The 24,700-nt window shown below is 35.8% G+C and carries 28 protein-coding genes and 1 other annotated feature; of the genes, 2 read left to right on the top strand and 26 right to left on the bottom strand.

The features are described 5' to 3' along the window. Positions 1-73: 73 nt before the first annotated feature. The 3 genes from CW357_RS01580 to CW357_RS01570 all read right to left on the bottom strand — a co-directional run bounded on the left by CW357_RS01580 (position 74) and on the right by CW357_RS01570 (position 5,148). Positions 74-1,999, bottom strand: a complete 1,926-nt coding sequence (locus CW357_RS01580) for a S8 family serine peptidase (protein WP_158582365.1) — start codon at positions 1,997-1,999, stop codon at positions 74-76. Positions 2,000-2,260: 261 nt separating this feature from the next. Continuing rightward, positions 2,261-4,531 carry a protein translocase subunit SecDF gene (secDF, locus tag CW357_RS01575; protein ID WP_119416161.1) on the bottom strand — a complete coding sequence of 757 codons (2,271 nt, stop codon included), beginning with the start codon at positions 4,529-4,531 and terminating at the stop codon, positions 2,261-2,263. Positions 4,532-4,818: 287 nt separating this feature from the next. Then, a complete protein-coding gene (locus CW357_RS01570; RefSeq protein ID WP_158582366.1) occupies positions 4,819-5,148 on the bottom strand; it encodes a post-transcriptional regulator in 330 nt (109 codons plus the stop codon). Between the two features lie 82 nt (positions 5,149-5,230). Here CW357_RS01570 and CW357_RS01565 point away from each other — a divergent pair, with 82 nt between their 5' ends. Further along, positions 5,231-6,748: a putative polysaccharide biosynthesis protein gene (locus CW357_RS01565; RefSeq protein WP_119416163.1), complete on the top strand. Its 1,518-nt coding sequence runs from the start codon at positions 5,231-5,233 to the stop codon at positions 6,746-6,748. On the opposite strand, the gene CW357_RS01560 is transcribed toward CW357_RS01565, so the two are convergent. The 9 genes from CW357_RS01560 to CW357_RS01520 all read right to left on the bottom strand — a co-directional run bounded on the left by CW357_RS01560 (position 6,743) and on the right by CW357_RS01520 (position 14,272). Beyond that, the gene (locus CW357_RS01560) at positions 6,743-7,375 is read right to left on the bottom strand and encodes a DUF421 domain-containing protein (RefSeq protein ID WP_119416164.1); all 633 of its coding nucleotides are present in this window, start codon (positions 7,373-7,375) and stop codon (positions 6,743-6,745) included. The two genes, CW357_RS01565 and CW357_RS01560, sit on opposite strands and share 6 nt — an antisense overlap. Before the next feature lie 52 nt (positions 7,376-7,427). After that, positions 7,428-7,655 (bottom strand): hypothetical protein, encoded by a 228-nt coding sequence (locus CW357_RS01555; protein WP_119416165.1) that lies wholly within the window; start codon positions 7,653-7,655, stop codon positions 7,428-7,430. Between the two features lie 146 nt (positions 7,656-7,801). Next, a complete protein-coding gene (yajC, locus tag CW357_RS01550; RefSeq protein WP_119416166.1) occupies positions 7,802-8,077 on the bottom strand; it encodes a preprotein translocase subunit YajC in 276 nt (91 codons plus the stop codon). A gap of 41 nt (positions 8,078-8,118) precedes the next feature. Then, complete coding sequence (tgt, locus tag CW357_RS01545; protein WP_124217182.1) at positions 8,119-9,261, bottom strand: tRNA guanosine(34) transglycosylase Tgt; 1,143 nt, start codon at positions 9,259-9,261, stop codon at positions 8,119-8,121. A 3-nt stretch (positions 9,262-9,264) separates the two neighbouring features. Continuing rightward, positions 9,265-10,314: a tRNA preQ1(34) S-adenosylmethionine ribosyltransferase-isomerase QueA gene (queA, locus tag CW357_RS01540; protein ID WP_119416168.1), complete on the bottom strand. Its 1,050-nt coding sequence runs from the start codon at positions 10,312-10,314 to the stop codon at positions 9,265-9,267. Between the two features lie 66 nt (positions 10,315-10,380). Continuing rightward, a complete protein-coding gene (ruvB, locus tag CW357_RS01535; protein WP_124217181.1) occupies positions 10,381-11,385 on the bottom strand; it encodes a Holliday junction branch migration DNA helicase RuvB in 1,005 nt (334 codons plus the stop codon). Positions 11,386-11,404: 19 nt separating this feature from the next. Next, on the bottom strand, positions 11,405-12,025 hold the full coding sequence (ruvA, locus tag CW357_RS01530; protein ID WP_119416170.1) for a Holliday junction branch migration protein RuvA: 621 nt from the start codon (positions 12,023-12,025) through the stop codon (positions 11,405-11,407). Positions 12,026-12,160: 135 nt separating this feature from the next. Then, a complete protein-coding gene (locus CW357_RS01525; RefSeq protein ID WP_119416171.1) occupies positions 12,161-13,024 on the bottom strand; it encodes an aminoglycoside phosphotransferase family protein in 864 nt (287 codons plus the stop codon). A gap of 3 nt (positions 13,025-13,027) precedes the next feature. Then, positions 13,028-14,272, bottom strand: coding sequence for a LysM peptidoglycan-binding domain-containing protein (locus tag CW357_RS01520; RefSeq protein ID WP_158582368.1), 1,245 nt, complete (start codon positions 14,270-14,272; stop codon positions 13,028-13,030). Positions 14,273-14,407: 135 nt separating this feature from the next. On the opposite strand from CW357_RS01520, the gene CW357_RS01515 reads away from it, so the two are divergent. Beyond that, positions 14,408-14,935 (top strand): transcription repressor NadR, encoded by a 528-nt coding sequence (locus CW357_RS01515; protein WP_119416191.1) that lies wholly within the window; start codon positions 14,408-14,410, stop codon positions 14,933-14,935. A 20-nt stretch (positions 14,936-14,955) separates the two neighbouring features. Here CW357_RS01515 and pheA read toward each other — a convergent pair whose 3' ends face one another. The 14 genes from pheA to CW357_RS01445 form a co-directional block, all read right to left on the bottom strand. After that, entirely contained in the window at positions 14,956-15,861 is a 906-nt protein-coding gene (pheA, locus tag CW357_RS01510; protein ID WP_119416192.1) for a prephenate dehydratase, read from the bottom strand. A 14-nt stretch (positions 15,862-15,875) separates the two neighbouring features. Further along, complete coding sequence (locus CW357_RS01505; RefSeq protein ID WP_119416193.1) at positions 15,876-16,331, bottom strand: ACT domain-containing protein; 456 nt, start codon at positions 16,329-16,331, stop codon at positions 15,876-15,878. Between the two features lie 17 nt (positions 16,332-16,348). Beyond that, complete coding sequence (gene obgE / locus CW357_RS01500) at positions 16,349-17,638, bottom strand: GTPase ObgE (protein ID WP_119416194.1); 1,290 nt, start codon at positions 17,636-17,638, stop codon at positions 16,349-16,351. Beyond that, positions 17,638-18,177 carry a Spo0B domain-containing protein gene (locus CW357_RS01495; RefSeq protein ID WP_119416195.1) on the bottom strand — a complete coding sequence of 180 codons (540 nt, stop codon included), beginning with the start codon at positions 18,175-18,177 and terminating at the stop codon, positions 17,638-17,640. The genes obgE and CW357_RS01495 overlap by 1 nt, the downstream gene beginning before the upstream one ends. A gap of 188 nt (positions 18,178-18,365) precedes the next feature. Beyond that, positions 18,366-18,662: a 50S ribosomal protein L27 gene (gene rpmA, locus CW357_RS01490; protein WP_102691199.1), complete on the bottom strand. Its 297-nt coding sequence runs from the start codon at positions 18,660-18,662 to the stop codon at positions 18,366-18,368. Between the two features lie 12 nt (positions 18,663-18,674). Further along, positions 18,675-19,016: a ribosomal-processing cysteine protease Prp gene (locus CW357_RS01485; protein ID WP_119415800.1), complete on the bottom strand. Its 342-nt coding sequence runs from the start codon at positions 19,014-19,016 to the stop codon at positions 18,675-18,677. Positions 19,017-19,031: 15 nt separating this feature from the next. Then, positions 19,032-19,340, bottom strand: coding sequence for a 50S ribosomal protein L21 (rplU, locus tag CW357_RS01480; protein WP_119415799.1), 309 nt, complete (start codon positions 19,338-19,340; stop codon positions 19,032-19,034). A 12-nt stretch (positions 19,341-19,352) separates the two neighbouring features. Continuing rightward, positions 19,353-19,432, bottom strand: a sequence feature (ribosomal protein L21 leader region). A 34-nt stretch (positions 19,433-19,466) separates the two neighbouring features. After that, positions 19,467-20,084 carry a site-2 protease family protein gene (locus CW357_RS01475; RefSeq protein ID WP_119415798.1) on the bottom strand — a complete coding sequence of 206 codons (618 nt, stop codon included), beginning with the start codon at positions 20,082-20,084 and terminating at the stop codon, positions 19,467-19,469. Beyond that, complete coding sequence (locus CW357_RS01470) at positions 20,084-20,602, bottom strand: peptidoglycan DD-metalloendopeptidase family protein (protein WP_119415797.1); 519 nt, start codon at positions 20,600-20,602, stop codon at positions 20,084-20,086. Before CW357_RS01470 ends, CW357_RS01475 begins: the two co-directional genes overlap by 1 nt. Before the next feature lie 120 nt (positions 20,603-20,722). Next, positions 20,723-21,520, bottom strand: coding sequence for a septum site-determining protein MinD (gene minD, locus CW357_RS01465; RefSeq protein WP_119415796.1), 798 nt, complete (start codon positions 21,518-21,520; stop codon positions 20,723-20,725). A 1-nt stretch (position 21,521) separates the two neighbouring features. After that, on the bottom strand, positions 21,522-22,193 hold the full coding sequence (gene minC, locus CW357_RS01460; protein ID WP_119415795.1) for a septum site-determining protein MinC: 672 nt from the start codon (positions 22,191-22,193) through the stop codon (positions 21,522-21,524). Between the two features lie 23 nt (positions 22,194-22,216). Then, complete coding sequence (mreD, locus tag CW357_RS01455; protein WP_119415794.1) at positions 22,217-22,744, bottom strand: rod shape-determining protein MreD; 528 nt, start codon at positions 22,742-22,744, stop codon at positions 22,217-22,219. Then, entirely contained in the window at positions 22,744-23,646 is a 903-nt protein-coding gene (gene mreC / locus CW357_RS01450) for a rod shape-determining protein MreC (protein WP_119415793.1), read from the bottom strand. Before mreC ends, mreD begins: the two co-directional genes overlap by 1 nt. A gap of 13 nt (positions 23,647-23,659) precedes the next feature. Continuing rightward, entirely contained in the window at positions 23,660-24,676 is a 1,017-nt protein-coding gene (locus CW357_RS01445; protein WP_119415792.1) for a rod shape-determining protein, read from the bottom strand. Positions 24,677-24,700 lie beyond the last annotated feature (24 nt).

The raw sequence follows: 24,700 nt of genomic DNA, 5'->3' as shown, positions 1-24,700 counted from the left end.
TTCCATTTTGGAAAATTCGTTATTATAAATGTTTGTTATTCAGTTTCTTCTACATTACTATTGTTTCTTTAAATTATTTTAAGACATATTCAATTGCAATTGGTCTAGATAATTGTTTTCCTTTTGAAGTTTTGACACCTTTGTTATTTATGAAGATTACGTAATTTCCTTTCGCTAACGTTTTGGTTGTTGATAGTTTAATTGTTTTTCCTTTTGTATCCTTTTTAAGTTTAAAACCAGTTATTTTTTTACCAGCATGAATAATCGACACTTTACTTGTTGTTAATGTTTTAGTTTTTAAAGCTGTGCCAAATGTAATAGTTGTTGTTTTTTTTGATTTAAGACTTTTTAAGTTTGATGCTTTTACATAACTAGATGTTGAAGTAGAAGAAATAATAACTAGTTTTATCTTCTTATTATAATTAGAGAGCAATTTTTTTTGAGACTTTGATAAACCTTCTCTTATTGAATAAAGGTAGGCAAATTGTGTTTGGAACGTTAATGATTGTCCTTTTTCAACTCTAGAAATCCAACTTGTAATAGTATTTCTATATTTTTTTATGTACTGTTCCTCTACAGTTGGTTTTATCGTTGTAAAGGCAATATCTTTACCTGCTGAAGCAATATTATTAGCACTCACTGATTCAACTAAAACTTTGTAGGTAGTACCCTCTTTTAAATTAGTAAAAGTATAGTCATGTCCTGTTGTTGTAGCAATTCGTTTATTATTTATATATATATTATATTTTTCAGAAGGTATTATAGATTTTTCTTTGGGCGCAAATGAAATCATTGCTGAATTTTCTGTGATGTTATGAACTTCAAGCTTTTGGACGTCATCTGGTGTTGTTAAATTATAATTCACTAAACCATATCCATAGTATGGATCTTTTCCTTTACTTCCTAGATCAATTGTGTAATTTCTGAGAACTTTACGAAGCTTTTCGTTATTATAATCTGGATATTGCTGGGTTAGTAATGCTAAAATGCCCGTAACATGAGGAGCAGCAAAAGAAGTACCAGAACCTTTTTCGTATTTGCCATTAATTCCTAAGCTATAAATATCACTTCCTGGTGCTGTAAATTCCACCTTTGAACCGGTGTTTGAAAAATAAGAAATCTGATTGCTACGATCCACTGAAGAAACAGCAATCACACCATCATATCTTGCAGGATATTCTACATTTTTTCCGATACCATCATTTCCTGCAGCAGCGACAATTGTTAAACCAGCGTTATAAGCTGCTTGGATCGCATTTTTTAAGATTGGGTCATCATCTGGAGTTCCAAGCGACATATTAACAATATCTATCTTATTTTCAATCGACCATTCAAGTGCTTTTAATATAGATTCCATACTTGCTCCATCTTTTTCAAATACTTTTAGACTATATATCGTAGCATCCGGAGCAATCCCTACAATATTGCCGTATAATTGGCTTGAAGTTAAACTTGCAGCAATGATTCCTGAGACAAATGTGCCATGCCCATCTATATCATATGGTGAACTATCATCAATACGAGTTGTTGGATTATCATCTACAAATGAATATCGCTTCACATTAGGTAATGAGCTATTGATAGCCACACCTGTATCAATGACTGCTACCTTTACATTTTGCCCTGTTAAACCGGAAGCCCATGCTTTTTGTGCGTTAACCGCATTGATATTCCAATTTGGTGTAATTGTTGTAAGTATTGAACTAGATGTATTTTCGATTTGAAGTGTTGCTGGTTTTTTTTCAACAACTTTAATACCAGATGTCCCCTTTAAAGAATCGATTGCTTCTTTTGTAAAAGAGCCTTCAATTGTATGTAGATTTTCATATGTATGTTCCGTTTTAGTTGCCTGTTCTAAAACTTGCTTTTTACCGTCGTCATCATTATAAACAATCATCACATTTTGATATTGCTCATCTTTTGCTTGAGAAAATAATGGGGAAATCACGAAAATAATACACATTGTCAAATATGCTATAATCCATTTTTTTGTACTCATCATTTACTTCTCCATTTTCTTTTAAAATTTAGCACATCCCACCACACCAAATTTTTACGCGTCCGCAAAAGTAGTTCTAATAACCTTATTTTATTACATATTAAGTACTTTATACACTTTTATAATATCATAATTTTATGCCTATTTTAATACTTTATTAATACTATCCAGTAACATTTATACTATTTTTTTTAAAATAAAAACCAACCTACTGAAATACAATAGGTTGGTTTTTCATTTTTTAAATACTGGAGAAATAGATTACACTACAGGCTCGTCTGATCCCCATTGTTTTTTCTTTTTATCTACATCAACATGCCCTTTTTTCTTCATTTCACGTACTTTTAATACGTACCAAATTTGGGCTGCAATGTAGATAGAAGAATACATACCTGTTACTAAACCAATTAATAACGCGATTGAGAATGTGGATATAGAGCTTGCACCGAAGATTAATAGCGCTACAACTACTACAATTACGGTCATAACTGTATTAACAGAACGTCCTAAAGTTTGACGTAATGATTTATTGACAATATGCGCTAAATCGTCAGCATCTTTAATCTTCTTAACGCGATGTAAGTTTTCTCGAATACGGTCAAATGTTACGATTGTATCATTAATTGAGTAACCGACAATGGTTAATACAGCTGCGATAAAAGTAATGTCTACTTCTATACGGAATAGACTGAATATCGCTACCATAAAGAATACGTCATGAAGTAATGAGGCAATTGCACCAATACCCATTCGCCATTCGAATCGGAAAGCGACATAAATAATGATACCAAGTGCTGCCCAAACTAATGCTTTTACAGCATTTTTCGCTAATTCTGTACCGATTGTTGGTGAAACTGTACTAATACTAGGTGTATCACCATATTCTTTTTTGAACTCAGCATTTAACTTTTTAACATCATCTTTTGAAAAATCGTGTTTATATCGGATGACTGCTCGGTCATTTTTGTTTCCTGAAATGACAATATCATCTGAAGAAAAACCAATTTTATCAATATAAGATTCTACATCATCTTTCGTTAATGCATGATTAGATGTAACTTCAACACGAGAACCATGTGTGAAATCAATACCAAGGTTCAGTTTGAAAATACCTAGTATAATCATACCTGCGATGATTAAGACTGCTGATAATGCGAAGAATTTATTGCGATTGTGTACAAAGTCGAAACGATCGAAATGTGTTGATAGATCAAGTGTATCAACACCCTCTTCAATCTTATGAACACGAGATTTTTTGACACCAAATAATCCAACTTTTCCATCTAAATAACCACTATTAACAAGCAATCCTAATAGGATACGTGTACCCCATACAGCTGTTAAAAAGCTGACTAAGATTGAAATGATTAATGTTGTCGCAAAACCTTTAACGGAGCTTGTACCAAAAGCAAATAATACGCCAGCTGCAAGTAACGTTGTAATATTCGCATCAAAAATCGCAGTGAATGACGATTTTGAGCCCGAATGGAACGCAGCTTTTACAGATTTACCAACACGTAATTCTTCTTTGATACGTTCATACATAAGGATATTCGCATCAACTGCCATCCCTATCCCAAGAACTAAAGCAGCAATACCTGGTAGAGTTAAGACTACATGAATCCAGTCAAACAATACTAAAACAATAAATGTGAAAATAGTAAGTGTAATATCTGCTATTAAACCTGGTAAACGATAAACCAATAACATAAAGATAAAGATTAGCGCTACACCAATAATACTAGCAAATACTGTACTATTTAAAGCTTCATCACCGAACTGTGCACCAACAGAAGTTGAATACATTTCAGTAAGTTTAGCAGGAAGTGCACCAGCATTTAAAATACCTGCTAAATCTTTAGTTTCTTGTACTGTATAATTACCAGTGATTTGAACATCTTTTGAATTGATTGTTTGAGTAACTTGTGGATTAGATTCAAATCTAGGATTTTTTTTCAAAACTTCTTTTTTATAAGAATCTTTTCCTTCATCGAAGTCTAACCAAATTACCAATAAATTATTAGGTGATCCCATTGCAGCAATCTTGCTAGTTACTTGACCAAACTTATCAGGGTCTTTCAGTTTAAGTGTAACCATCGGACGACCTTCTTGGTCAAATGCTGCTTTTGCTCCTCCTTGTTGCAAATCATTACCGTCTAATAACACTTTGTCATTGACGTCACGGAAAGTTAGATTTGCTTGGTTTGAAAGAACTTCACGCGCTGATTCTTGGTCCTTTACACCTGCTAATTGAACACGGATACGATTTCCGCTTTCAATTTGGATGCTTGGTTCACTAACACCAAGAACATTGACACGTTTACTAATGGCCTCTGCTGTTGCTTTAACATCACTTTCCGTAATTTTCTGTCCTTTTTTCAACGGTTCTACTTGATAAAGAACTTCGAAGCCGCCTTGAAGATCTAGGCCTAAGTTAATATTACTTAGTACGCCTTTAACGGTCGTTCCCATAAGTGCGCCAATTACAACGACAATCATCAGGAACGCGACGATTCGGCTTTTTAATTTCATTAAAACTTCCTCCTCAAACAATACCGCGGTATTACTAATGACAGTAGACAATTCTTAATGTCCGTTTTGTTAGCTAGTTGTCCTGTCACTACTTTGTATAGAAGTGTTGTCCTAGTCAGTAAACTATCTTCCAATTACGAGCATGAATTGCCCTTATGAAGCGTAGAATTCTTCTAAATACATAATTCTAATTCTATTGATTCTAGCTTACATTTTATTGCATAACACGTTTATTATGAAACAGGTTTGTCTACCTGTCAAATCAATCCCATATACTATTTACAATTTTATGAAGAAATTTCTTGTGAGCTTGAGTTTCCTTTACCTATTAATAATTGAAATTCTTCTTCGTTAATAGGAGCAAACCAATTTGAACTTTTTAGTTCTTCTACTTGTGTGAAAGTCATATACTGAGCAGCAGTTAAAGAAAATATATCTTCAATTACTTTATGTAAAGCTAAATCGGATTCATCTATCTTTCTCCATTTTTTAGAAACCAAAAATCGCCAAATATCTTGTTCAGTAATATGTTTTAAACCTTCCATCTTAAAATCAGCTTTTCTAATCGATAGGACAGGTAATACTTTTTGAAACAATTGCTCATATTGAACTACCAATATACTCACGTCCTTTTCAGTATTTTGAACGTACAAGATTTATTCTTCCGATGAAATTGTATATATAGAAAGAAGGGACCTTATGACTTCATTTTTCCATGGCACATTTTTATTAATGGGAGCGGTTCTACTCTCTAAATTATTAGGATTCTTATATCGAATGCAATTTATGCGAGTTGCTGGTGAAGACGCTGTTGGAGTTTACATGACAGCATATCCAGCATTTATATTCTTTTTATCCCTTGTCCAATTAGGTATACCAACTGCCATTGCGAAAATCGTTGCAGAACTAGAGGCAAAAGGTAAAAGAGTTGAAATTAGTAAGTTAATGCGAACATCAAGACTATTAAGCTATATATCTATACTTATTTTCTTTCCACTTATACTATTATTCATCCCGTATTTAGCTGAAAATCTCTTACATGATAATCATGTGCGAATGCTTTTATATGTCTCATTGTTCACTGTTCCACTTTCAATTGCTTCTGCTCTTTTGAAAGGATTATTCCAAGGCCTTGCACGTATTGAAGAAACAGCTTGGTCCCAAACAATCGAACAAGTCATTCGAATTGCAATGATTACATGGCTTTTACCATATGGCGTTGTACAAGATAACCCAGCTATGACAGCAACCTACGCAATGGTAATTACAGGGCTCGCTGAAGCAGCTGCTCTAATCTATTTGTATTGGAAATATTTACATGCAAAACAAAAAGGACTCGTGCTATCATCGACTGGTTATTCTTCTCCAAAACCGATTTTAGATATTGCGTTACCATCAACAGGTAGTAGACTATTTGGATCTTTTACTTGGTTTTTAGAACCAATTGTATTTTTAAAAGCTTTGACTTTAGCAGGATTAACCGCTGCAGCTGCAACAAAGCAATATGGCATTATTTCAGGTGTGCATATACCATTATTGCTGTTCCCATCATTTATTCCTTTTGCTTTAGCTGTTGTACTAATTCCCGCAGTAAGTGATGCTGTCGCCCGAGGCAATCAATCATTGCTAAGAGAGAGAGTGCATATCGCTCTAAGATTATCTACAATTGTCGGTTGCTTCAGTGCTGTTTTCTTTTATCTATATGGTGATGAATTTGCAACCAAGCTTTTCCATCTATCAGAAGATAGAGGGTATATGAAATTATTAGCACCTATTTTCTTCTTTTATTATATTCAGAGCCCATTAAATTCTATCTTGCAAGCATTAGATGAAGCAAAAGCTGCTATGATGAATTCTGTATATGGCGGAGTTGGCAAACTTTTAGTAATGCTCGCTCTCGCATCTCAACCAGAAATTGCGGAAACGGGTGCTGTTATTGCAATCGGTTTTGGTGTACTCATCACTTCCTTCTTGCATATCGCAACTATTCGAAAAAAGAAATATGTCGATACCGGGTTTAAGTTATTTATCATACCTTACTGGGCTTCCATTTTAATCGTTGTTTTTCGCGAATACATTATTCCTACTTCTCAATTTAACCTATGGATAAATGGTTCGATTACTCTTGCGATCATATTTGTTGTACTAATGTTTACCAATCAAATTCGTATCAATGATTTTCGTTACTTAACGAAGACATTAAGAAAAAGACTATGATTTCAATTGGACATGGATCTTACCATCTTCAAAACAACAGTAAAAAATTTTACTATGATCGTCATGTCCAATTTTACTTAATTCACTTCTTAACCATCGTTCGCTTTTTTTGATTAATAATAGATGTCTTTTTTGAATCTCACCGTCTACTATTAATGGCAAAATTGGCGGTAAATTATCCTTCATAAATACCGACAGATTTCCGGATGGTTCTAAAAATGCATACGCTATTTTTTGTACAGAACCTATGTCTTTTTCTCTAAGCTGTTGGAACAAATCATCTAAATTATAACGCTGTCTTTTCATCTCTTTTTCTAAAAGTACACCATCACGAATAATTATTGTTGGATCACCATCTATTTTATCACGAACTTTCTTACTTTTTAAGGAAATAAATGAAATAGTTACTTGTATAACTAATAGGATGATCATTGGTAAAATGGATTCAAATAAACTTCTTTTCGGGTTATCCACTGCAAACGAAGCTACATCTGCAATTAATATAAAAATCACCAAATCCATTACGCTTAATTCCCCAACTTCACGTTTCCCCATTAACTTGAAAATAATTAAAATGACAAAGTATAGGAAGAACGTACGAAATGCGATTATTATAAAATCGTTCACATCATGACCCCTTTTTAACTTCTATCCTTTGTCTTTCCCATAAAATTATGCATTATAACAAAAGAGAAATTGCAACTATTACTAATCCACACATAAGTAATATAAAAACAATGAACCCTAATGAGCGAATCCATTTTGGTTTAGTAGGTACTCTAACACGATTGCTTCCTGAACGATTTTGAAACATACGCTGTTTTGCAGTCAAGCGTGCATGAATCGTATCATCATCAAATCCTAACTGTTCAATTTTCTTATGAATATTGTGTTGTTTTTTAGACACCGTCACTGCTTCCCTTCAGAATGGTATACTATTAACTTCTTCAAATATGGAAAAAAGCCTTTATTTCAAGAGAAATAAAGGCTTTTTAATGTATAAATAGTATTGAACTCACAATATTATTTATACGATAATAATTATTTATTAAATTATTTTGTAGCTGTTGCTCCATCTAGTACTTTCCCTATTGCAGCACGTTCAAAACGTAATTTTGAGCCATCTTCAACTTTGATCAACACTGATGAGTCATCGATTGCTTCGATTTCACCGTGTAAACCACCAATTGTAACAACCTTATTACCTTTTGCCAAACTATTTTGCATTGATTGAGTATTTTTACGTTGTTTTTGAGCTGGACGAATCAACATAAAATACATTAACGCAAAAATAATAATCATCGGTATTAGACCTTGTAAACCTTGCATTTATATCCCCCTTTCTATCTCTAGCATTTATTATACAAGAATTAGAAATTTTTTGCATTTGGTTTATTAAAACCATATTGTTCAAAGAATTCTTCACGGAAGTCACCAAGGCGATCTTCACGGATTGCTTGACGAACTTGACGCATCAAATCTTGTAAGAAGTATAGATTATGATATGAAGTTAAACGAATACCAAATGTTTCATCTGCTTTGATCAAATGACGAATATATGCACGTGAATAGTTTTTGCAAGTATAGCAATCACAGTTAGGATCAAGTGGTCCAAAGTCACGAGCATACTTAGCATTTTTCACAACTAAACGTCCTTGACTAGTCATACATGTACCATTTCGTGCAATACGAGTTGGTAAAACGCAGTCAAACATATCAATACCACGAATGGCTCCATCGATTAATGAATCTGGTGAACCTACTCCCATTAAATAACGTGGTTTGTTGGAAGGTAACAATGGTGTCGTATATTCAAGCATTCTATTCATAATATCTTTTGGTTCACCAACTGATAAACCACCAATTGCATAACCAGGGAAATCAAGAGAAACTAAATCCTTCGCAGATTGTTTACGAAGGTCTTCGAATTCCCCACCTTGTACTATCCCAAATAACCCTTGGTCTTCTGGACGAGCATGCGCTTTTAAGCAACGTTCTGCCCATCTTGAAGTTCGTTCCACAGAATTCTTCATATATTCATCCGTAGCTGGATATGGAGGGCATTCATCAAATGCCATCATAATATCTGAACCAAGAGCATTTTGAATTTCCATTGATTTTTCTGGGCTTAAGAAAAGCTTGTCTCCATTTAGATGGTTACGGAAATGAACGCCTTCTTCTTCAATACGACGAATATCGCTTAAACTAAATACTTGGAAACCGCCTGAGTCCGTTAAAATTGCTCGATCCCAGTTCATAAATTTGTGTAGCCCACCTGCTTCACGAATAATTTCGTGACCTGGACGAAGCCATAAGTGATACGTATTACTTAAAATAATGCCAGCACCCATTCCTTTTACTTCTTCTGGCGACATTGTTTTAACTGTTGCTTGTGTGCCAACTGGCATAAATGCTGGTGTTTCAAAGGAGCCGTGCGGTGTATGCACAATTCCTAACCTTGCACCTGTTTGCTTATCTGTTTTAATAAGCTCATATCGAATTGCTTGAGACATGTATTAATTTCCTTTCTTTGCTTTTGGTCGGATGAACATTGCATCACCGAAACTGAAGAAACGATATTTATTTTCTACAGCAATTTTATATGCATTTAACACATTTTCACGGCCTGCGAGTGCACTGATCATCATAACAAGCGTAGATTTTGGTAAGTGGAAGTTTGTAACCATTCCATCAATTGCTTGGTATTCAAAACCTGGGTAGATGAAAATAGTTGTCCAACCTGATTCTGCAACAATTTGGCCATCATTACGATGTGCAATTGTTTCAAGAGTACGAGTAGAAGTTGTTCCAACTGCGATGACACGTCCGCCATTTGCTTTTGTATCATTGATCACTTTTGCAGTTTCTTCAGATAGGTTATAAAATTCTGCATGCATATCGTGTTCTTCGATATTTTCAACACTTACTGGACGGAAAGTACCGATTCCGACATGTAATGTTAGGAATGCTACTTTTACACCTTTTGCACGAATTTGATCTAACAATTCTTCTGTAAAGTGAAGACCTGCTGTTGGAGCAGCTGCGGATCCAAGTTCTTTAGAGTAAACAGTTTGGTAACGTTCTTGATCTTCTAGTTGTTCATGAATATATGGTGGTAATGGCATTGTACCAAGTTTTTCAAGAATTTCGATGAAAATTCCTTCGTAATCGAATTTAAACATACGGCCACCGTGTTCTAATTCGCCAGTACATGTTGCTTTTAGTAAACCGTCACCAAAAGTGATTTCAGTACCCACTTTTACACGTTTAGCTGGTTTTACAAGTGTTTCCCATTGGTCATCACTTGTTTGTTTTAATAATAATACTTCAATATGAGCACCTGTTTCTTCTTTCACACCGATTAAACGTGCAGGTAATACTCGAGTATTATTTAGAATTAGGCAATCCCCTTCATGTAATTCATCCAAAATATCACGGAAATGATGATGGGAAACTTCACCAGTTTCACGATCTAACACCATAAGACGACTAGAAGCACGGTCTTTTAATGGTGTTTGTGCGATTAATTCTTCTGGTAAATAGTAATCAAAATCTTCTAATTTCATGTTAAACTTCCTTCTTATTATTTGGTTTGTTAATGGATTTATAGAAATATCCAATTTCACATCAAATTATGACCCTGATGGATAAGCAAAGCCAAAATGTTCATATGCAAGTGCAGTAGCTATGCGACCTCTTGGTGTTCTTTGGATAAAACCAATCTGCATTAAATATGGTTCATATACGTCTTCAATAGTCATCGATTCTTCTCCAATGCTTGCGGCAATAGTATCTAACCCTACTGGTCCCCCACGGAAGCGTTCAATCATATTCTCAATTAGTTTATGATCTATATGATCTAATCCAAGCGGATCAACTTGAAGAAGTTCTAATGCGTCTTGTGCTAATTTAAGGGTAATATCACCGTCTCCAATTACTTGAGCATAATCACGCACTCGTTTTAAAAGACGGTTGGCAATTCTCGGTGTTCCACGAGAGCGCCTTGCAATCTCTCCTGCTGCAATTTTATCGATATTCACTCCAAACAATTCAGAGCTTCTACGAACAATTTCAGTCAATGAATATTCATCATAGTAGTCTAAACGTAATAATACACCAAAACGGTCTCTAAGTGGAGCAGATAGTGCTCCAGCTCTCGTTGTTGCACCAACTAATGTAAAAGGAGGCAAATCTAGTCTTACTGAACGTGCTTGAGGTCCCTTCCCTACTACAATATCTAAACAAAAGTCTTCCATAGCAGGATATAAAACTTCTTCAATAGCTCGTGGTAATCGATGAATTTCATCGATAAATAAGACATCTCCCGGTTCAAGTGAACTGACAATAGCAGCTAAATCTCCTGGCCTTTCAATCGCTGGGCCACTTGTCATATGAATATTAACGCCCATTTCATTGGCAATAACTGCTGCCAACGTTGTTTTACCAAGTCCAGGAGGTCCATATAGCAGGACATGGTCAAGACTCTCTTCGCGCATTTTAGCAGCTTCTATGAAAATCTTCAAATTCTCTTTTACTTTATCCTGCCCTATATATTGCACAAGGTTTTGGGGACGTAACGACAATTCATACTGATCATCATCTTTTGTAGCTTCACTTGAAACGACACGGTCATCCATTGTATTACCTCCTTTCTATCTACTGTTGTTTTAACAAAAGTTTCAAAGCTTGTTTCATATACTCTTCTGTTGTGCTTAAACGATTATCTTCATCCAATTGTGGGTGAATCTTCGTAAGCTCTCTTTCAGAATAGCCAAGAGCACTAAGGGCTAAAAGCGCCTCCTCTAATTCATGCTTATTCGGATTTACACCGAACAATGGTAATTCGTCGTCAGCACTAGGTAATTCTATATCTCCAAGTAAACTATCTAACTTCCCTTTCAAATCTAAAATCATTTGTCTAGCTGTTTTCTTACCGACTCCAGGGAATTTTACTAGGAATTTTTCATCCTCTTGTTCAATAGCAGAAATTACTTGACTAGGGTTACCACTTGCTAATATTGCCAATGCACCTTTTGGTCCAATTCCTGATACTTGAATAAGTTTGCGGAATAATTCACGTTGTTCTAACGTTTTAAAAGCAAATAATAGTTGTGCATCTTCACGTACATGTAAATGAGTAAAGACCTTTATTGTTTCCTTATTCACTTGAAATGCAAATGGATTTGGCGTATATAATTGCCAGCCAATCCCTTGTTGCTCAATCACAATATATTCAGGCGTTACACGAGTAACAGTCCCCATTATGTAGTCATACATAGCAATTCTCCTTTTGTTCAACGCTATCGATTATAGCATAATTTTATATATGTCATAAAACGTCAACCTACTTTAATAGTGAAAAAAGATAGGCCAAAACCGGCCTATCCTAGAAAACTTGCTTTTATACTATTTTCACTTACCACAATCATACCACAGTTTTGGCCATGAAGAGAGCGCGACTTCCGTAAAGCTTATTAGTTCTTCTACAAATGCCTGTTGTCTTTCCGTTATTACGTTTTTTACATACATCCATTCACGTAATAACTCGTTAGGAAAACGTAATGTCTGTAAGTATGTTTCTGGTACTCTTTTAAGTGATGGTTGTTCTCTAAGTAATGCATTTAAATTGTAATTTACGTTTGGCAGTACCCGATGCATCCACATAATCAGTTCTTCCTCTGGGTGCCCATAAGAAGCCAAATCAAAATCTATTAAAATGTTTTTCCCATTCGAACTCTTTAAAAAGTTATGATGTACGATATCTCCATGAAGTAATGTCTTTTCACTTTTTAAAGGTTCTAGGTGTTTAAATCCTGCTAACGCTTCTTGAGCATATAAGATTAACTGATTACAATTGTCTGCACCAAGGTATACAGATACTTGTGTATAATGCAACATGAATTTCTGTAACCTTTCTTGCCATTTAAGTCTCAAATCATATGTTGGTAAACGAAATTCTTCTTTTGACCAATCTATTTTTTCTCCGGTTTGATGTAGCTGATGTAAAATTGCTAGAGAATTTGTACGATCCAATCTGGATTGATAATTAAATGCTCTAGCATTTTTTATCCATGGTTGTATAAGTATGTTTTTATCTTCTAACTTAACTTCTGATAACGTATGCGGAAACTGAATGTCAGCAAGACTTTCATGAATCGCTTTTACTTTTTTAGCAACCGCTAAATTATCGTACTTTTTCATAACAAATTCTTTTTTATCTAACTGACAATGCCAGACATTAGATTTAATCTTCTTTTTCACGTCGAAGTTGCTCACGTATTACCACTCATTACCTGCTTGCGGGAAATCTTGCATGTAATATGGTTGTGGTTGTGGATAATGATGAACTGGTGGATACGGTGAACAACAATGTCCATGTCCAGGCCACATCATATGTTGGTATGGCATTGGCTGATAAGACATTGGTGGTGCAAAGTTCCAAGATTCAGCATGCTGTGCATAAGGAATCGCCGGCATGTTCTGCCACGCATCTACTTGTTGCTGTTGAGTAGTTTCATATATTGATGATTCACATTCTCTTGTAGATTCTGGCATATTCCAGTTTGGCACAGCCATTGGCATTTCTTCCATTGGTGACATCATGGATTCGGACCATTGTTGAGCCATATTCTGTGTTGGCCATTGCTGCATCATTGGCGCTGGCTGCATTGCTGCGGGCCATTGCTGCATCATCTGTGCCGGCTGCATTGCTGCAGGCCATTGCTGCATCATTTGATGTCCACCACAGCCACACGGTTGTGGTTGTGCTACGATTGGTTGACATGGGATTGGCATTGGTTGGCATGGAATTGGCATTGGTTGACACGGCATTTGCACCGGTACTGGCATTGGCATTGGTGGTGGAGTAGGGATCGGGATTGGTGCTGGCATCTGGACTTCCTTTGTACATGGTTCACAGATTGGTTCCTGCTTATTTTCATGTTCCGGTTTGATAAAGAATTCCTCCTCATGTTGTTCTATTATCTCGATTCTTGCTCTGACGGGGCGGGCTTCTTCATATGGATGTATATGAGGTATTGGTTTGGGTTCTTCAATTGGTATAGGCATTTCTTTTGGAGGTGCTTTTGGTTGCTCTTTTACTTTAATCGGCTGTTCTTTTGGTCTTACAATTGGTTGCTCTTTTGGTTTTGGTAAGACTGGTTGTTCTTTCGGCTTTGAAATTGGCTGTTCTTTTGGCTTTGGTGCCACCGGCTGTTCTTTTGGTTTTGCTATCGGTTGCTCTTTTGGCTTTGCTACTGGTTGCTCCTTTGGTTTTGGTGCCACCGGTTGTTCTTTTGGTCTTACTACCGGTTGCTCCTTCGGCTGCGCTACAGAAGATTCTTCCACCTGTTTCTGAGGTAATTCCTTTTTGGGCGCATCAGGTAAAAATAATTCCATTCCTGGAACAATGTAATCAGGATTAGCTAAATGGGCGTTTAATCTTTTCATGTCCTCAAAAGGAACACCGTATTGCCTTGCGATTTTCCAGAGAGTTTCGCCCTTTTTGACAGTATGAACGCGCACGTTTTTCCTCCTTCCGTCTCTATACAATATGAAAAGCATCATTATTTGGACACTCGAATCTTATTTGTTTACGCCTTTCATGTTACACTATGAATGTAGAAGTACTATTTATGCTTGTATTTTGAGGTGTTATATATGAAAAAATTACTTGGTGAAGAGCGGAGAGCGTTTTTATTAAATTTATTAAAGACAGAAGAAACAGCCATCACTGGAACTGAATTAGCGAAAAGAGCAAGTGTTTCAAGACAAGTAATCGTCAATGATATTGCCTTGTTAAAAGCGAGAAATGAACCAATTATCGCCACTAGTCAGGGGTATCTATATTTTAATCAGCATGAAAGTGTACAAAATTACGAACGTCAAATTGTAGCTTTGCATACTTCAGAGCAAACAGAAGACGAATTAAACACTCTAGTTGATGCAGGCATTACGGTAAAAGACGTAACAGTTGAACATCCAGTATACGGTGAAATAACAGCTAATATTATGGTTAAAAATCGATTTGATGTACAACAATTTTTGAAAAAGCTTCAAGAAACTAATGCAAGTCCCTTAATGGCATTAACAGACGGCGCTCATCTCCATACCATTTCTGCTCCATCCGAAGCGCAACTAGACTTAGCTGAAAAATTATTAAAAGAAAAAGGGTATCTACTTTCGTAGAAATAAAAAAGTGTCCAAATTTATGATTTGGACACTTTTTTTATATCTTGTTTGGAATGATGCTTGTAAGTGTAATAGCTTCCTAGAGTCTTAACAGAGCAACCGAGAGCAGCAAGTTCCTCCATAGCACCATTCATCATTGGAGCATTTTCATCTTCTAACACATCTAAGATGAAGAAATAATTACCTAAACCTGTTTTTAAAGGTCTCGATTCGATTTTGCTTAAATTGATCTTACGCCATGCGAATACAGATAAAATTTGATGTAATGCACCTGAACGATCGTCTGGTAATTCAACCATAAGCGTTGTTTTAATCTGTGCCTCACGTTCTGCTAATTCAATACGGCGATTCTTTTTGGAAAGTATGACGAACCGAGTATGATTAAAATGGAAATCATGAACTCCTGGTTGCACAATTTCTAAATTATATGTTTCGGCTGCAGCTAAATTTCCAATTGCAGCGATACAATCATCTGGATGTTCAGAAACTAACTTCGCTGCTGCTGCAGTAGATGTTGTTTGATGTAAAGGAACACCTTTAAAGCGATAATATAAATATTTATGACATTGCGCTAAGGCATGAGGATGAGAATAGATACCCTGGATATTCTTCTCCCAAATTTCTACTTGCTTTTTATGTACCATTAAATGTTGCTCAATAGGTGTTAATACCTCTCCTACAACGTATAAATTAACTTCATGGTATAAATAGTCGATAGTCAACGGGACAGTACCCTCTAGAGCGTTTTCTAAAGGAACAATGGCTAATTCAACTTGTTCTTCAGCCACAGCTTCAATACATTCCGGAATAGTTTTATATGGAATCATCCATTCATTTTGAAATAGTTCTTGTGCTGCTAAATTAGTAAACGTACCTTTTGGACCTAAATAAGCTACTCTATTTTCCCATTCTCTAGCTGCCAAATCGAAATGCCTCCTTATAATGCGCCTGAACTAATTACCTCTGCTGACTCTACAAAGTCTAATTTTTTAAGACTCTGTAATAATTCATCTAACTCTACATCCATTGCTGTCACATCTAGTGATAACGTAACATTTGCTCGTCCTTGAATCGGAATCGTTTGATGTATTGTTAGCACGTTGCAATGTGTATCTGTTACGGTGGATAGTAGTCGAGCTAGCGTCCCTTTTCGGTCCTCTAGCTGTAAAAAAACTGTTAAAATACGTTCTTGTACAATAGAGTGAAAGGGGAAAACAGCATCTCGATATTTATAAAACGCACTTCTTGATAAATCGACTTGTTTAACAGCATCCCATATAGAAGTAACAGCACCTGTTTGCAACAAGTGCTTTGCTTCTAATGTTTTTTGCATGGCATCTGTTAACACATCTTCGCGTACTAAATAATAGCGTTGATCTGCAATGTTTTTCATCTTTTTCCCCCCTATAATTACTCTACAAAGTCAAACTCAAATTCTAATAAGCGAACAGTATCACCGTTTTTAGCACCGCGTTCACGTAGTGCTTCATCAACACCCATACCACGTAATTGACGTGAGAAACGACGTACTGATTCTTCACGGCTAAAGTCTGTCATTTTAAATAAGCGTTCAATTGTATAGCCTGTTAATACATAAGCTCCATCATCATCACGACTGATAACAAAATCTTCACCTTTAGCTTCATGTTTATATAGAACAGTTGCGTCTGTTTCTTCATCTTCTATTTCATGAAGTGGGAATTCAGGTGTTTCATCTAATAAATCTGCAACTGCAAATAACATCTCTTTTAATCCTTGACGAGAGACAGCGGAAATAGGGAAAATTTTTGCATCCTCAGCTAGTTGATCTTTGAATACTTTTAAGTTTTCTTCAGCATCAGGCATGTCCATTTTATTTGCAACAATAATTTGTGGACGTTCTGTTAAACGCATATTATATTGTTCTAACTCTTTGTTGATAGTCAAATAATCTTCGTATGGGTCGCGACCTTCCATACCAGACATATCAATAACATGGACGATTACTCTAGTACGTTCGATATGTCGTAGGAATTGGTGTCCTAAACCTACACCTTCAGAAGCCCCTTCAATAAGTCCTGGAAGATCGGCCATTGCGAAACTTCTTCCATCATCAATTCGTACCATTCCTAAGTTTGGTACAATTGTTGTAAAATGATAAGCTCCAATTTTCGGTTTTGCTGATGTAACAACAGATAATAATGTAGATTTCCCTACACTTGGGAATCCAACTAAACCAACATCAGCTAATACTTTTAATTCTAATATAACATTAAGTTCTTGTCCTGGCTCCCCTTTTTCAGAAAGTTCTGGCGCAGGATTTGCAGGTGTAGCAAAACGAGAGTTACCACGGCCTCCACGTCCACCTTTTGCGATGACCGCTTTTTGACCATGTTCAACTAAGTCTGCAATTACTCTACCTGTTTCTTCTTCGGTAACAACTGTACCAGGTGGGACAGAAACATATAAAGGCTCTGCTTTTTTACCATGTTGGTTTTTACTCATACCATGTTCTCCACGGTCAGCTTTGAAATGGCGTTTATAACGGAAATCCATTAATGTACGTAATCCTTCGTCTACTACGAATACTACGTCACCACCCTTACCACCATCTCCACCAGCAGGGCCACCATTTGGTACAAATTTTTCACGACGGAAGGCTACCATACCATTCCCGCCATCTCCACCTTTAACATACACTTTTACGTGGTCGACAAACATTAAAGTCTTTCCTCCTGACTCGAAATGACATATTGCCATTCCTGTTCTGAATATTGCTCATCTTCAATCGTTAGCTTTGAAGTTAACGGTTGTTTGAATACTTCTTTTTCGTTCCAATGACCTTTTGCATGAAATACAATTTCAAATTGCTGTTCTGTTGAATAAAGTTGTAACGAAAGATTTTGTTCAGTAAATGGATCTAATGATGGGTAGATATGCAAGATGGATTGTTCTAAATAATTAGAAATAGCATCATCTAATGTAGAATCTACTTCATGTTCAACTATACTCTGAATCGTAACATGGAAGCTTGGGTATCGCCATCCTAATGTATGGATCCATTCAATTGTTTTGGGAAGTCCTAATTTATTGATATTGAAAAAGGTTTTACTTTGTTCAGCAATTTCCTCTACAGCATTCTTTGCTGAATCTGTTCTACCTAGATCAAGATTCATTTTAATCAGTTGAAGTTGATTTAGAAAGTCATGGTTAGCAAAACGTAGTGCTTCATTTACGGTGAGTGTCTTAATGTTCTTCATCTTTCACTCTCCTTCGATGAGATGTTCATCTTACAGTATACCAATTTTTAAATGATTTTGCTCCTAATAAGAAAAATTCGACTTTCACAAATTATTGTAAAAGCCGAATTTGTATTGCAAATTTCATTTTTTAGAATAAATTTTTTGAATATAAAAAGGACTGCACTAATGCAGTCCTTTTGTATTCATTATGCTTCTTGAGCAACTGGGTACACGCTGACTTTACGTTTATCGCGACCAAAGCGTTCAAATTTAACAACGCCATCAACTTTTGCGAATAAAGTATCGTCTCCACCGCGACCAACGTTTTCTCCTGGATAGATTTTAGTACCGCGTTGACGGTATAAAATAGAACCAGCAGTAGCGAATTGACCATCAGCACGTTTAGCACCTAAACGTTTTGCTTCAGAGTCACGACCGTTCTTAGTAGAACCTACACCTTTTTTAGAAGAGAAGAATTGTAAATCTAAAGATACTAGTAACATATGTTCCACCTCCTAGATCATCTTATATTTTAACTCGATAAAATCTCCATAACTAGCAACCATCGTATATACTTGTGTTACCATTGTTTGAAGAATAATTTGCAGTTTTGCATCGGTTTCAGCGTCAAGATCATTTTGGTCAATTATGCAGGATAGATATCCCCCATTTTCACCTTGTTCTATGCCTGGTTGTAATTGTAGTAGTTGTCCAATTGCATTCACCGTACCAAAGGCAATGGCGGATGCGCCCGCACAAACTAAATCATGACCAGGTTCACCAGAATAGGCATGACCTGAAATTTCAAATCCATAAGATTTACGATTTTCATCGCTATGAATTCCAACAGTGATCATATTATCACCTCACTATTAAGCGTTGATAGATTCAACAACTAGTTTAGTGTAAGGTTGACGGTGACCTTGTTTACGACGGTAGTTCTTTTTAGCTTTCAATTTGAAAACAACAACTTTTTTAGCACGGCCTTGTTTTTCAACTTTAGCTGTAACTGTTGCGCCTTCAACGAAAGGAGCTCCAACTTTAACATCTTCGCCACCAACGAAAAGAACTTTGTCAAAAGTAACTGTTTCACCAGCTTCAGCGTTGATTTTTTCAACGTAGATTTCTTGGCCAGCTTCTACTTTAACTTGTTTACCACCAGTTTCAATAATTGCGTACATAACTGCACCTCCTCAAAGTCTCAGACTCGCCCTCAATAGGTGATTCACAAGGAATTCTTAAAGTAACCTTTTCAGTGCGGTTGTAGCACGGGTGCTACATAACGTTAAAATATTACCACACAAAAACTATGACGTCAACCTATTTAACACAACGTTTTCAAATGCTTGTTCATATTTTCTGTATCGAAAAGCTTGGATATTTTGAAAAAAAAGCAAAACAAGAATAAGCATAAAATAGATAGATTGCGGAAAATACCAAAGTGAAATTACAAAACAGGTGATACAAAAAGTAATTGATACTAATAAAAATGACGTTTTGGTAGCTTGTAACGACTTTTTTTCACTCCATATTATTTCTAAAATCCGACCTCCATCTAGTGGCCAAATAGGCAATAAATTGATCAACAACAAAATAATTTGTATCGATTGTAAAGGTTCACTTAAAGTTTTTGGTAAGAAAAATGCGCATATATATATGATCAATGTTGCAATTGGACCACCTAAAGCGATTAACAATTGCTGTTTTTTCGTTATTAACCATCTCGTTGCAAATTGAATTTCTCCTCCATATGGCATGATTATGCATGTTTTTATTTTGACTTTTAATATATAGGCAATGAGTAAATGGCCAAATTCATGCAAACATAGCGATATGAAAAGTAATGCATAGTTAGAGAATTGCCCAGTAATGATCAACCATACTATTAAAGGAAAGAGTGTAGGATGAAGCTTAAGCTTCCGCATCAACGAAGCCAATCCTTTAACGAATCTGGATCCAACATTGCTCCTTTTCTTTCTACTTGCAAATAGAACGTCCCTGAATCCATTGTTGCAAGAGGTTCTCCCTCTCTAATAGTCGTATATGGTAAATAGTCTAATGATTTTAATAATCCATACGTTACTCTTTCCCCTGTTTCGTATGTAATTGTCATTGTTTTACCAAGAGACTTTGTATGTCCTGTAAAAATAACAAACCCTTCATGCTTCGCATAAATAGTCAAAGGCTTATCGTAGGATAATAACACTCCATTCGAAAAGGATTGCATTGTGTTAAATTCACCTATCCGTGAGTCTATAACAGGAGCTGTAACAGTTACTTTTTCATCATGAAATACATCCTTTGTCCAATTTGTAAGAATTAATAAATCATCGTTTGATAATACGTAGGCCGTTACATCACTATTTATTATTTGCTTTTTTTCTAATACGATTACACTAAATAATAAGAATGCGACAAACAACATTAGTTTCCACTTTTTCAAGAACTACCACCCCAAAACTGCATTTTCTTTCAGTTTATGAGCCAAGCATCGTAAAAATGAAAAAAGAGTCTCTAGAGATTATTACCTCTCTAGAAACTCTTTTCATAAATGTCTAAATAATTATTTAGCAAATAAAGCTTTAATTTTTGCAAATACACCTTTATGTTCATTTTCTAATGACATAAGCGGCACAGATTCACCTAAAATTCTACGCACAATATTACGATAAGCAATAGCAGCTTGTGTAGAAGGCTCCATTACAATCGGTTCACCTTTGTTTGAAGAACGGATTACTTGTTCATCATCAGGAATGATTCCTAATAAATCTATAGATAGATGTGTTGTAATTTCATTGACATCCATTGAATCTCCGTTTTTCATTAACTGTGGTCGAATACGGTTAATAATGAGTTTAGGCGGTTCTATTTCTTCTTGTTCTAATAAACCAATAATTCGGTCAGCATCACGAACTGCTGAAATTTCAGGCGTTGTAACAACAATCGCTCTGTCAGCACCAGCAACGGCATTTTTATAACCTTGTTCAATTCCGGCAGGACAGTCAATTAGGACATAGTCAAAATCTAGTTTTAACTCTTCCACTAACGTCTTCATTTGCTGAGGAGTTACAGCATTCTTATCGGAAGTTTGAGCAGCTGGCAATAAAAATAGTAAATCATCAAAACGTTTATCTTTTACCAATGCCTGCTGAATTTTACAACGCCCTTCAACAGTATCTACTAAATCATAGATAATACGGTTTTCTAAACCTAAAATCACGTCTAAGTTGCGCAAACCAATATCTGTGTCTATTAAGCATACTTTTTTATTTTGAAGGGCCAATGCAGTACCTAAATTGGCAGTAGTAGTTGTTTTCCCTACTCCACCTTTACCAGAAGTAATTACAATAGCTTCACCCACATTAGCTTCCTCCCTTAAATGTCGATAAATTTGGTCTTAAAATACGTAAATCCTGTAAACGGTCAATAGCAATTTGTCCGTTTGAATGAATATAAGCACATTCCATTTCAGGTTTTTCTGCTAGAATTGTCACCTCATTGGTCATCAATTCCATTAGATCCGCAATCTTTAAATGAGTTGCTTCTAACCATGAAGCAGCAATCACACAATCACGATTTCCTTGTGCCCCTGCATGTGCAATCCCCTTCAAACGTCCCATAACATAAATACTACCTCCAGCAACTACTTTACCATTGGGATTAACATCGCCAATAACAACAAGATCGCCTTCAGCTCGTATTTCTTGTCCAGAACGTACAATTCCTATGTAAGTTGCAGATTGACTTTTCAAAAGCTTTTGGTTACATTCTTCCACAGTAATAACATCACTTTTAATCTTTGAAACTTTCAGGTGTTTGGATTGTTGCACAATATGAAGAATTTCTTTTAATTGCTCTTGACAGCAATATCGGTTTCCTACATGAATTGTTACTTCTGCCTGTCCTTCTAGACCATCTTCAGTGACTTTACGCTTTAATTCATCCAATAAATCAGAGTAAGCGCATTGATCATCAAGCTGAAGCACGAGTCCTTCTTTTGTTCCTTTGATCAAGACTAGTTGCTTAGTTGTCAAATGCTTCACCCCACGCTTCACTACTATAACGTTAATCGACTTGTGTTTTTCAATAGTCGAGCTTCAATCAAATACTTAAATGTCCAACCTAGCATGATTAAATAGATACAGTTTGCAATCATAGTTGGAATAAGTCTTTGATTTAAAAACTCTGTAAATGGAACCGAAGTAAAAGAAATCAATAAGAAAAATTGATGTAAAACAATCTCTAATAGGGCTACAAGCACCAATGAAAGAATTGTTGATATAGCTAGATGTTGATGGATATATTTTACTGTATAACCTGCTATAAAACAAATAAACGGGTAGAGGAATGTATATAATCCAATAATATCAATATAGAAAATATCATACAATACCCCAAATACTAATCCATACCACATCGCACGTTTACGGTCATAGTAGATTGACAAGAAGATTAAGTAAATAATCAAAAATCTAGGCACTAGGTAATATAAATGGCCATGCCATTTAATGGGTGAATAGAGTGAAAACTCCGTTTCTAAAAAGAACAATACAACAGCTACAAAAGGTATAAGAAATCTAGCCATTATTTTTGAGCTCCAGTTCCTGTAATAGCTTTATTTGTATTATTGCCATCAGAACCATCAATAGTAATCGATTGACGATTAGCAATTACAACATGATCCAACATAGAAAAATCAGCCGCTGGTTTCACATAAGCTAGTTTTGTTAAGCCATAGTCATCCGTAGAAACTTTTGTAATTTCACCAATTAATACACCTTTAGGGAAAATCCCTCCTAGACCAGATGTTGTAACTTTATCACCCTTTTTAACAGGTAAGCTTGAATCGATTCTTTTTAAAATCAATTCACCACGTTTTGGTTCAAAACCTTCAACAAGGCCAAATGCTTCTGATTTTTTATTTGCCACAACAGCAGATACACGATAATTTGAGTTATTCGTAGATAATAACTCAACTTGAGATGTATAAGGTGTTGTTTGAACAATTTTACCTATTAAACCTTTTGAAGTTAGTACTGCCATATTAACCTTTACACCGCTCATAGAACCCTCATTTAGAATGAGTTTTTCTTCCCATTGATCAGGGTTTCGTGCAATGACATTTGCTTGAATTGGATTAAAGTTACGTAAATCATCTTTCTTTCCGACTAAATCTTTTAACTTGTCATTCTCAACTTTCAATTCATTGACTTTAGCTTGTAATGTTCCAAATTCCTCCAAGCGCGATTTTAAACGTTTATTTTCATCGTAGGTGTTTAATAAATCATCTACATTATTGACGAATCCTGTTATATAGCTAGCTGGTTTTGCAACAATAGATTGCACAAAACCAACAGTATCTTTAATTATTTGTTCAGGAAGAGAAGCGTTTTGACGATCGCGTAAGGAAAAGCTAATCAATGCCACTAAGAAGATTACGCCGACAAGCAGCAATATCAATCGCTTATTCGAGAAAAACTGTGGCATTGTCTAATCCCCCTTATTTTGTTTGGTGACGACGCATTAAGTCGATATGATCTAATGCCATACCAGTACCAATTGCAACACAATCTAATGGATTTTCTGCGATAAATACAGGCATTTTTGTTTCATCACTAATAACCTTGTCCAAATTTTTAAGTAAAGCGCCACCGCCAGTTAACACAATTCCTCTTTCCATAACGTCAGCAGAAAGTTCTGGTGGAGTTTGTTCTAATGTTTTTTTCACGCCATCGATAATTGCAGCGATTGATTCTTTCAATGCATCTACAATTTCAACAGATGAAATTTCGATTGTTTTCGGTAATCCTGTTACTAAATCACGTCCGCGAATTTCCATTTTTTCTTCTGGACCTTCAGTGCTTGCAGAACCAATTTCCATTTTAACTGATTCAGCTGTACGTTCACCGATTGTAAGGTTATATGTCTTACGAATATATGCTGTAATAGCAGAGTCCATTGCATCCCCACCGACGCGTACAGATTCACTTGTTACGATACCGCCTAAAGAAATAACTGCAACTTCAGAAGTACCACCACCGATATCTACTACCATACTACCTGTTGGTTCCCAAACTGGTAGATTTGCACCGATTGCTGCTGCAAATGGTTCTTCAATTGTATAAGCTTCTTTAGCACCAGCTTGACGTGATGCATCGATTACTGCACGTTGTTCTACAGATGTAATGCCGTAAGGAACACAAACCATAACATTTGGTTTCTTCCAGTTACCACCTGAAGCTTTCATAGCTTCTTTCATATAATATTCAATCATCGCAGTTGTAATGTCGAAATCTGCGATAACACCATCTTTCATAGGACGAATTGCCACTATTGAACCTGGTGTACGACCAATCATATTTTTGGCATCATTACCTACTGCAACGATTTCGCCAGTTTTTGTATTTTTCGCTACTACAGAAGGTTCTCTGAGTACGATTCCTTTACCTTTTAAAAATACCAATGTATTTGCTGTGCCGAGGTCAATCCCGACATCTTTTCCACCTAATCCAAACACTATTCTGTTCTTCCTTTCTCTTTT

Source organism: Rummeliibacillus sp. TYF005 (assembly GCF_003844195.1).
GTDB lineage: Bacteria > Bacillota > Bacilli > Bacillales_A > Planococcaceae > Rummeliibacillus.
Note: the sequence above shows the minus strand (reverse complement) of the source record. Positions and strands in the feature narration are given on the sequence as shown.

What these genes read in the sequence shown, in the direction of transcription:
- CW357_RS01580 (WP_158582365.1), bottom strand. Translation starts at nt 1,999, where the DNA reads ATGAGTACAAAAAAATGGATTATAGCATATTTGACAATGTGTATTATT.
- secDF (WP_119416161.1), bottom strand. Translation starts at nt 4,531, where the DNA reads ATGAAATTAAAAAGCCGAATCGTCGCGTTCCTGATGATTGTCGTTGTA.
- CW357_RS01565 (WP_119416163.1), top strand. Translation starts at nt 5,231, where the DNA reads ATGACTTCATTTTTCCATGGCACATTTTTATTAATGGGAGCGGTTCTA.
- yajC (WP_119416166.1), bottom strand. Translation starts at nt 8,077, where the DNA reads ATGCAAGGTTTACAAGGTCTAATACCGATGATTATTATTTTTGCGTTA.
- tgt (WP_124217182.1), bottom strand. Translation starts at nt 9,261, where the DNA reads ATGTCTCAAGCAATTCGATATGAGCTTATTAAAACAGATAAGCAAACA.
- queA (WP_119416168.1), bottom strand. Translation starts at nt 10,314, where the DNA reads ATGAAATTAGAAGATTTTGATTACTATTTACCAGAAGAATTAATCGCA.
- ruvB (WP_124217181.1), bottom strand. Translation starts at nt 11,385, where the DNA reads ATGGATGACCGTGTCGTTTCAAGTGAAGCTACAAAAGATGATGATCAG.
- ruvA (WP_119416170.1), bottom strand. Translation starts at nt 12,025, where the DNA reads ATGTATGACTACATAATGGGGACTGTTACTCGTGTAACGCCTGAATAT.
- CW357_RS01515 (WP_119416191.1), top strand. Translation starts at nt 14,408, where the DNA reads ATGAAAAAATTACTTGGTGAAGAGCGGAGAGCGTTTTTATTAAATTTA.
- CW357_RS01505 (WP_119416193.1), bottom strand. Translation starts at nt 16,331, where the DNA reads ATGAAAAACATTGCAGATCAACGCTATTATTTAGTACGCGAAGATGTG.
- obgE (WP_119416194.1), bottom strand. Translation starts at nt 17,638, where the DNA reads ATGTTTGTCGACCACGTAAAAGTGTATGTTAAAGGTGGAGATGGCGGG.
- CW357_RS01495 (WP_119416195.1), bottom strand. Translation starts at nt 18,177, where the DNA reads ATGAAGAACATTAAGACACTCACCGTAAATGAAGCACTACGTTTTGCT.
- rpmA (WP_102691199.1), bottom strand. Translation starts at nt 18,662, where the DNA reads ATGTTACTAGTATCTTTAGATTTACAATTCTTCTCTTCTAAAAAAGGT.
- CW357_RS01485 (WP_119415800.1), bottom strand. Translation starts at nt 19,016, where the DNA reads ATGATCACTGTTGGAATTCATAGCGATGAAAATCGTAAATCTTATGGA.
- rplU (WP_119415799.1), bottom strand. Translation starts at nt 19,340, where the DNA reads ATGTACGCAATTATTGAAACTGGTGGTAAACAAGTTAAAGTAGAAGCT.
- CW357_RS01475 (WP_119415798.1), bottom strand. Translation starts at nt 20,084, where the DNA reads ATGCGGAAGCTTAAGCTTCATCCTACACTCTTTCCTTTAATAGTATGG.
- mreD (WP_119415794.1), bottom strand. Translation starts at nt 22,744, where the DNA reads ATGGCTAGATTTCTTATACCTTTTGTAGCTGTTGTATTGTTCTTTTTA.
- mreC (WP_119415793.1), bottom strand. Translation starts at nt 23,646, where the DNA reads ATGCCACAGTTTTTCTCGAATAAGCGATTGATATTGCTGCTTGTCGGC.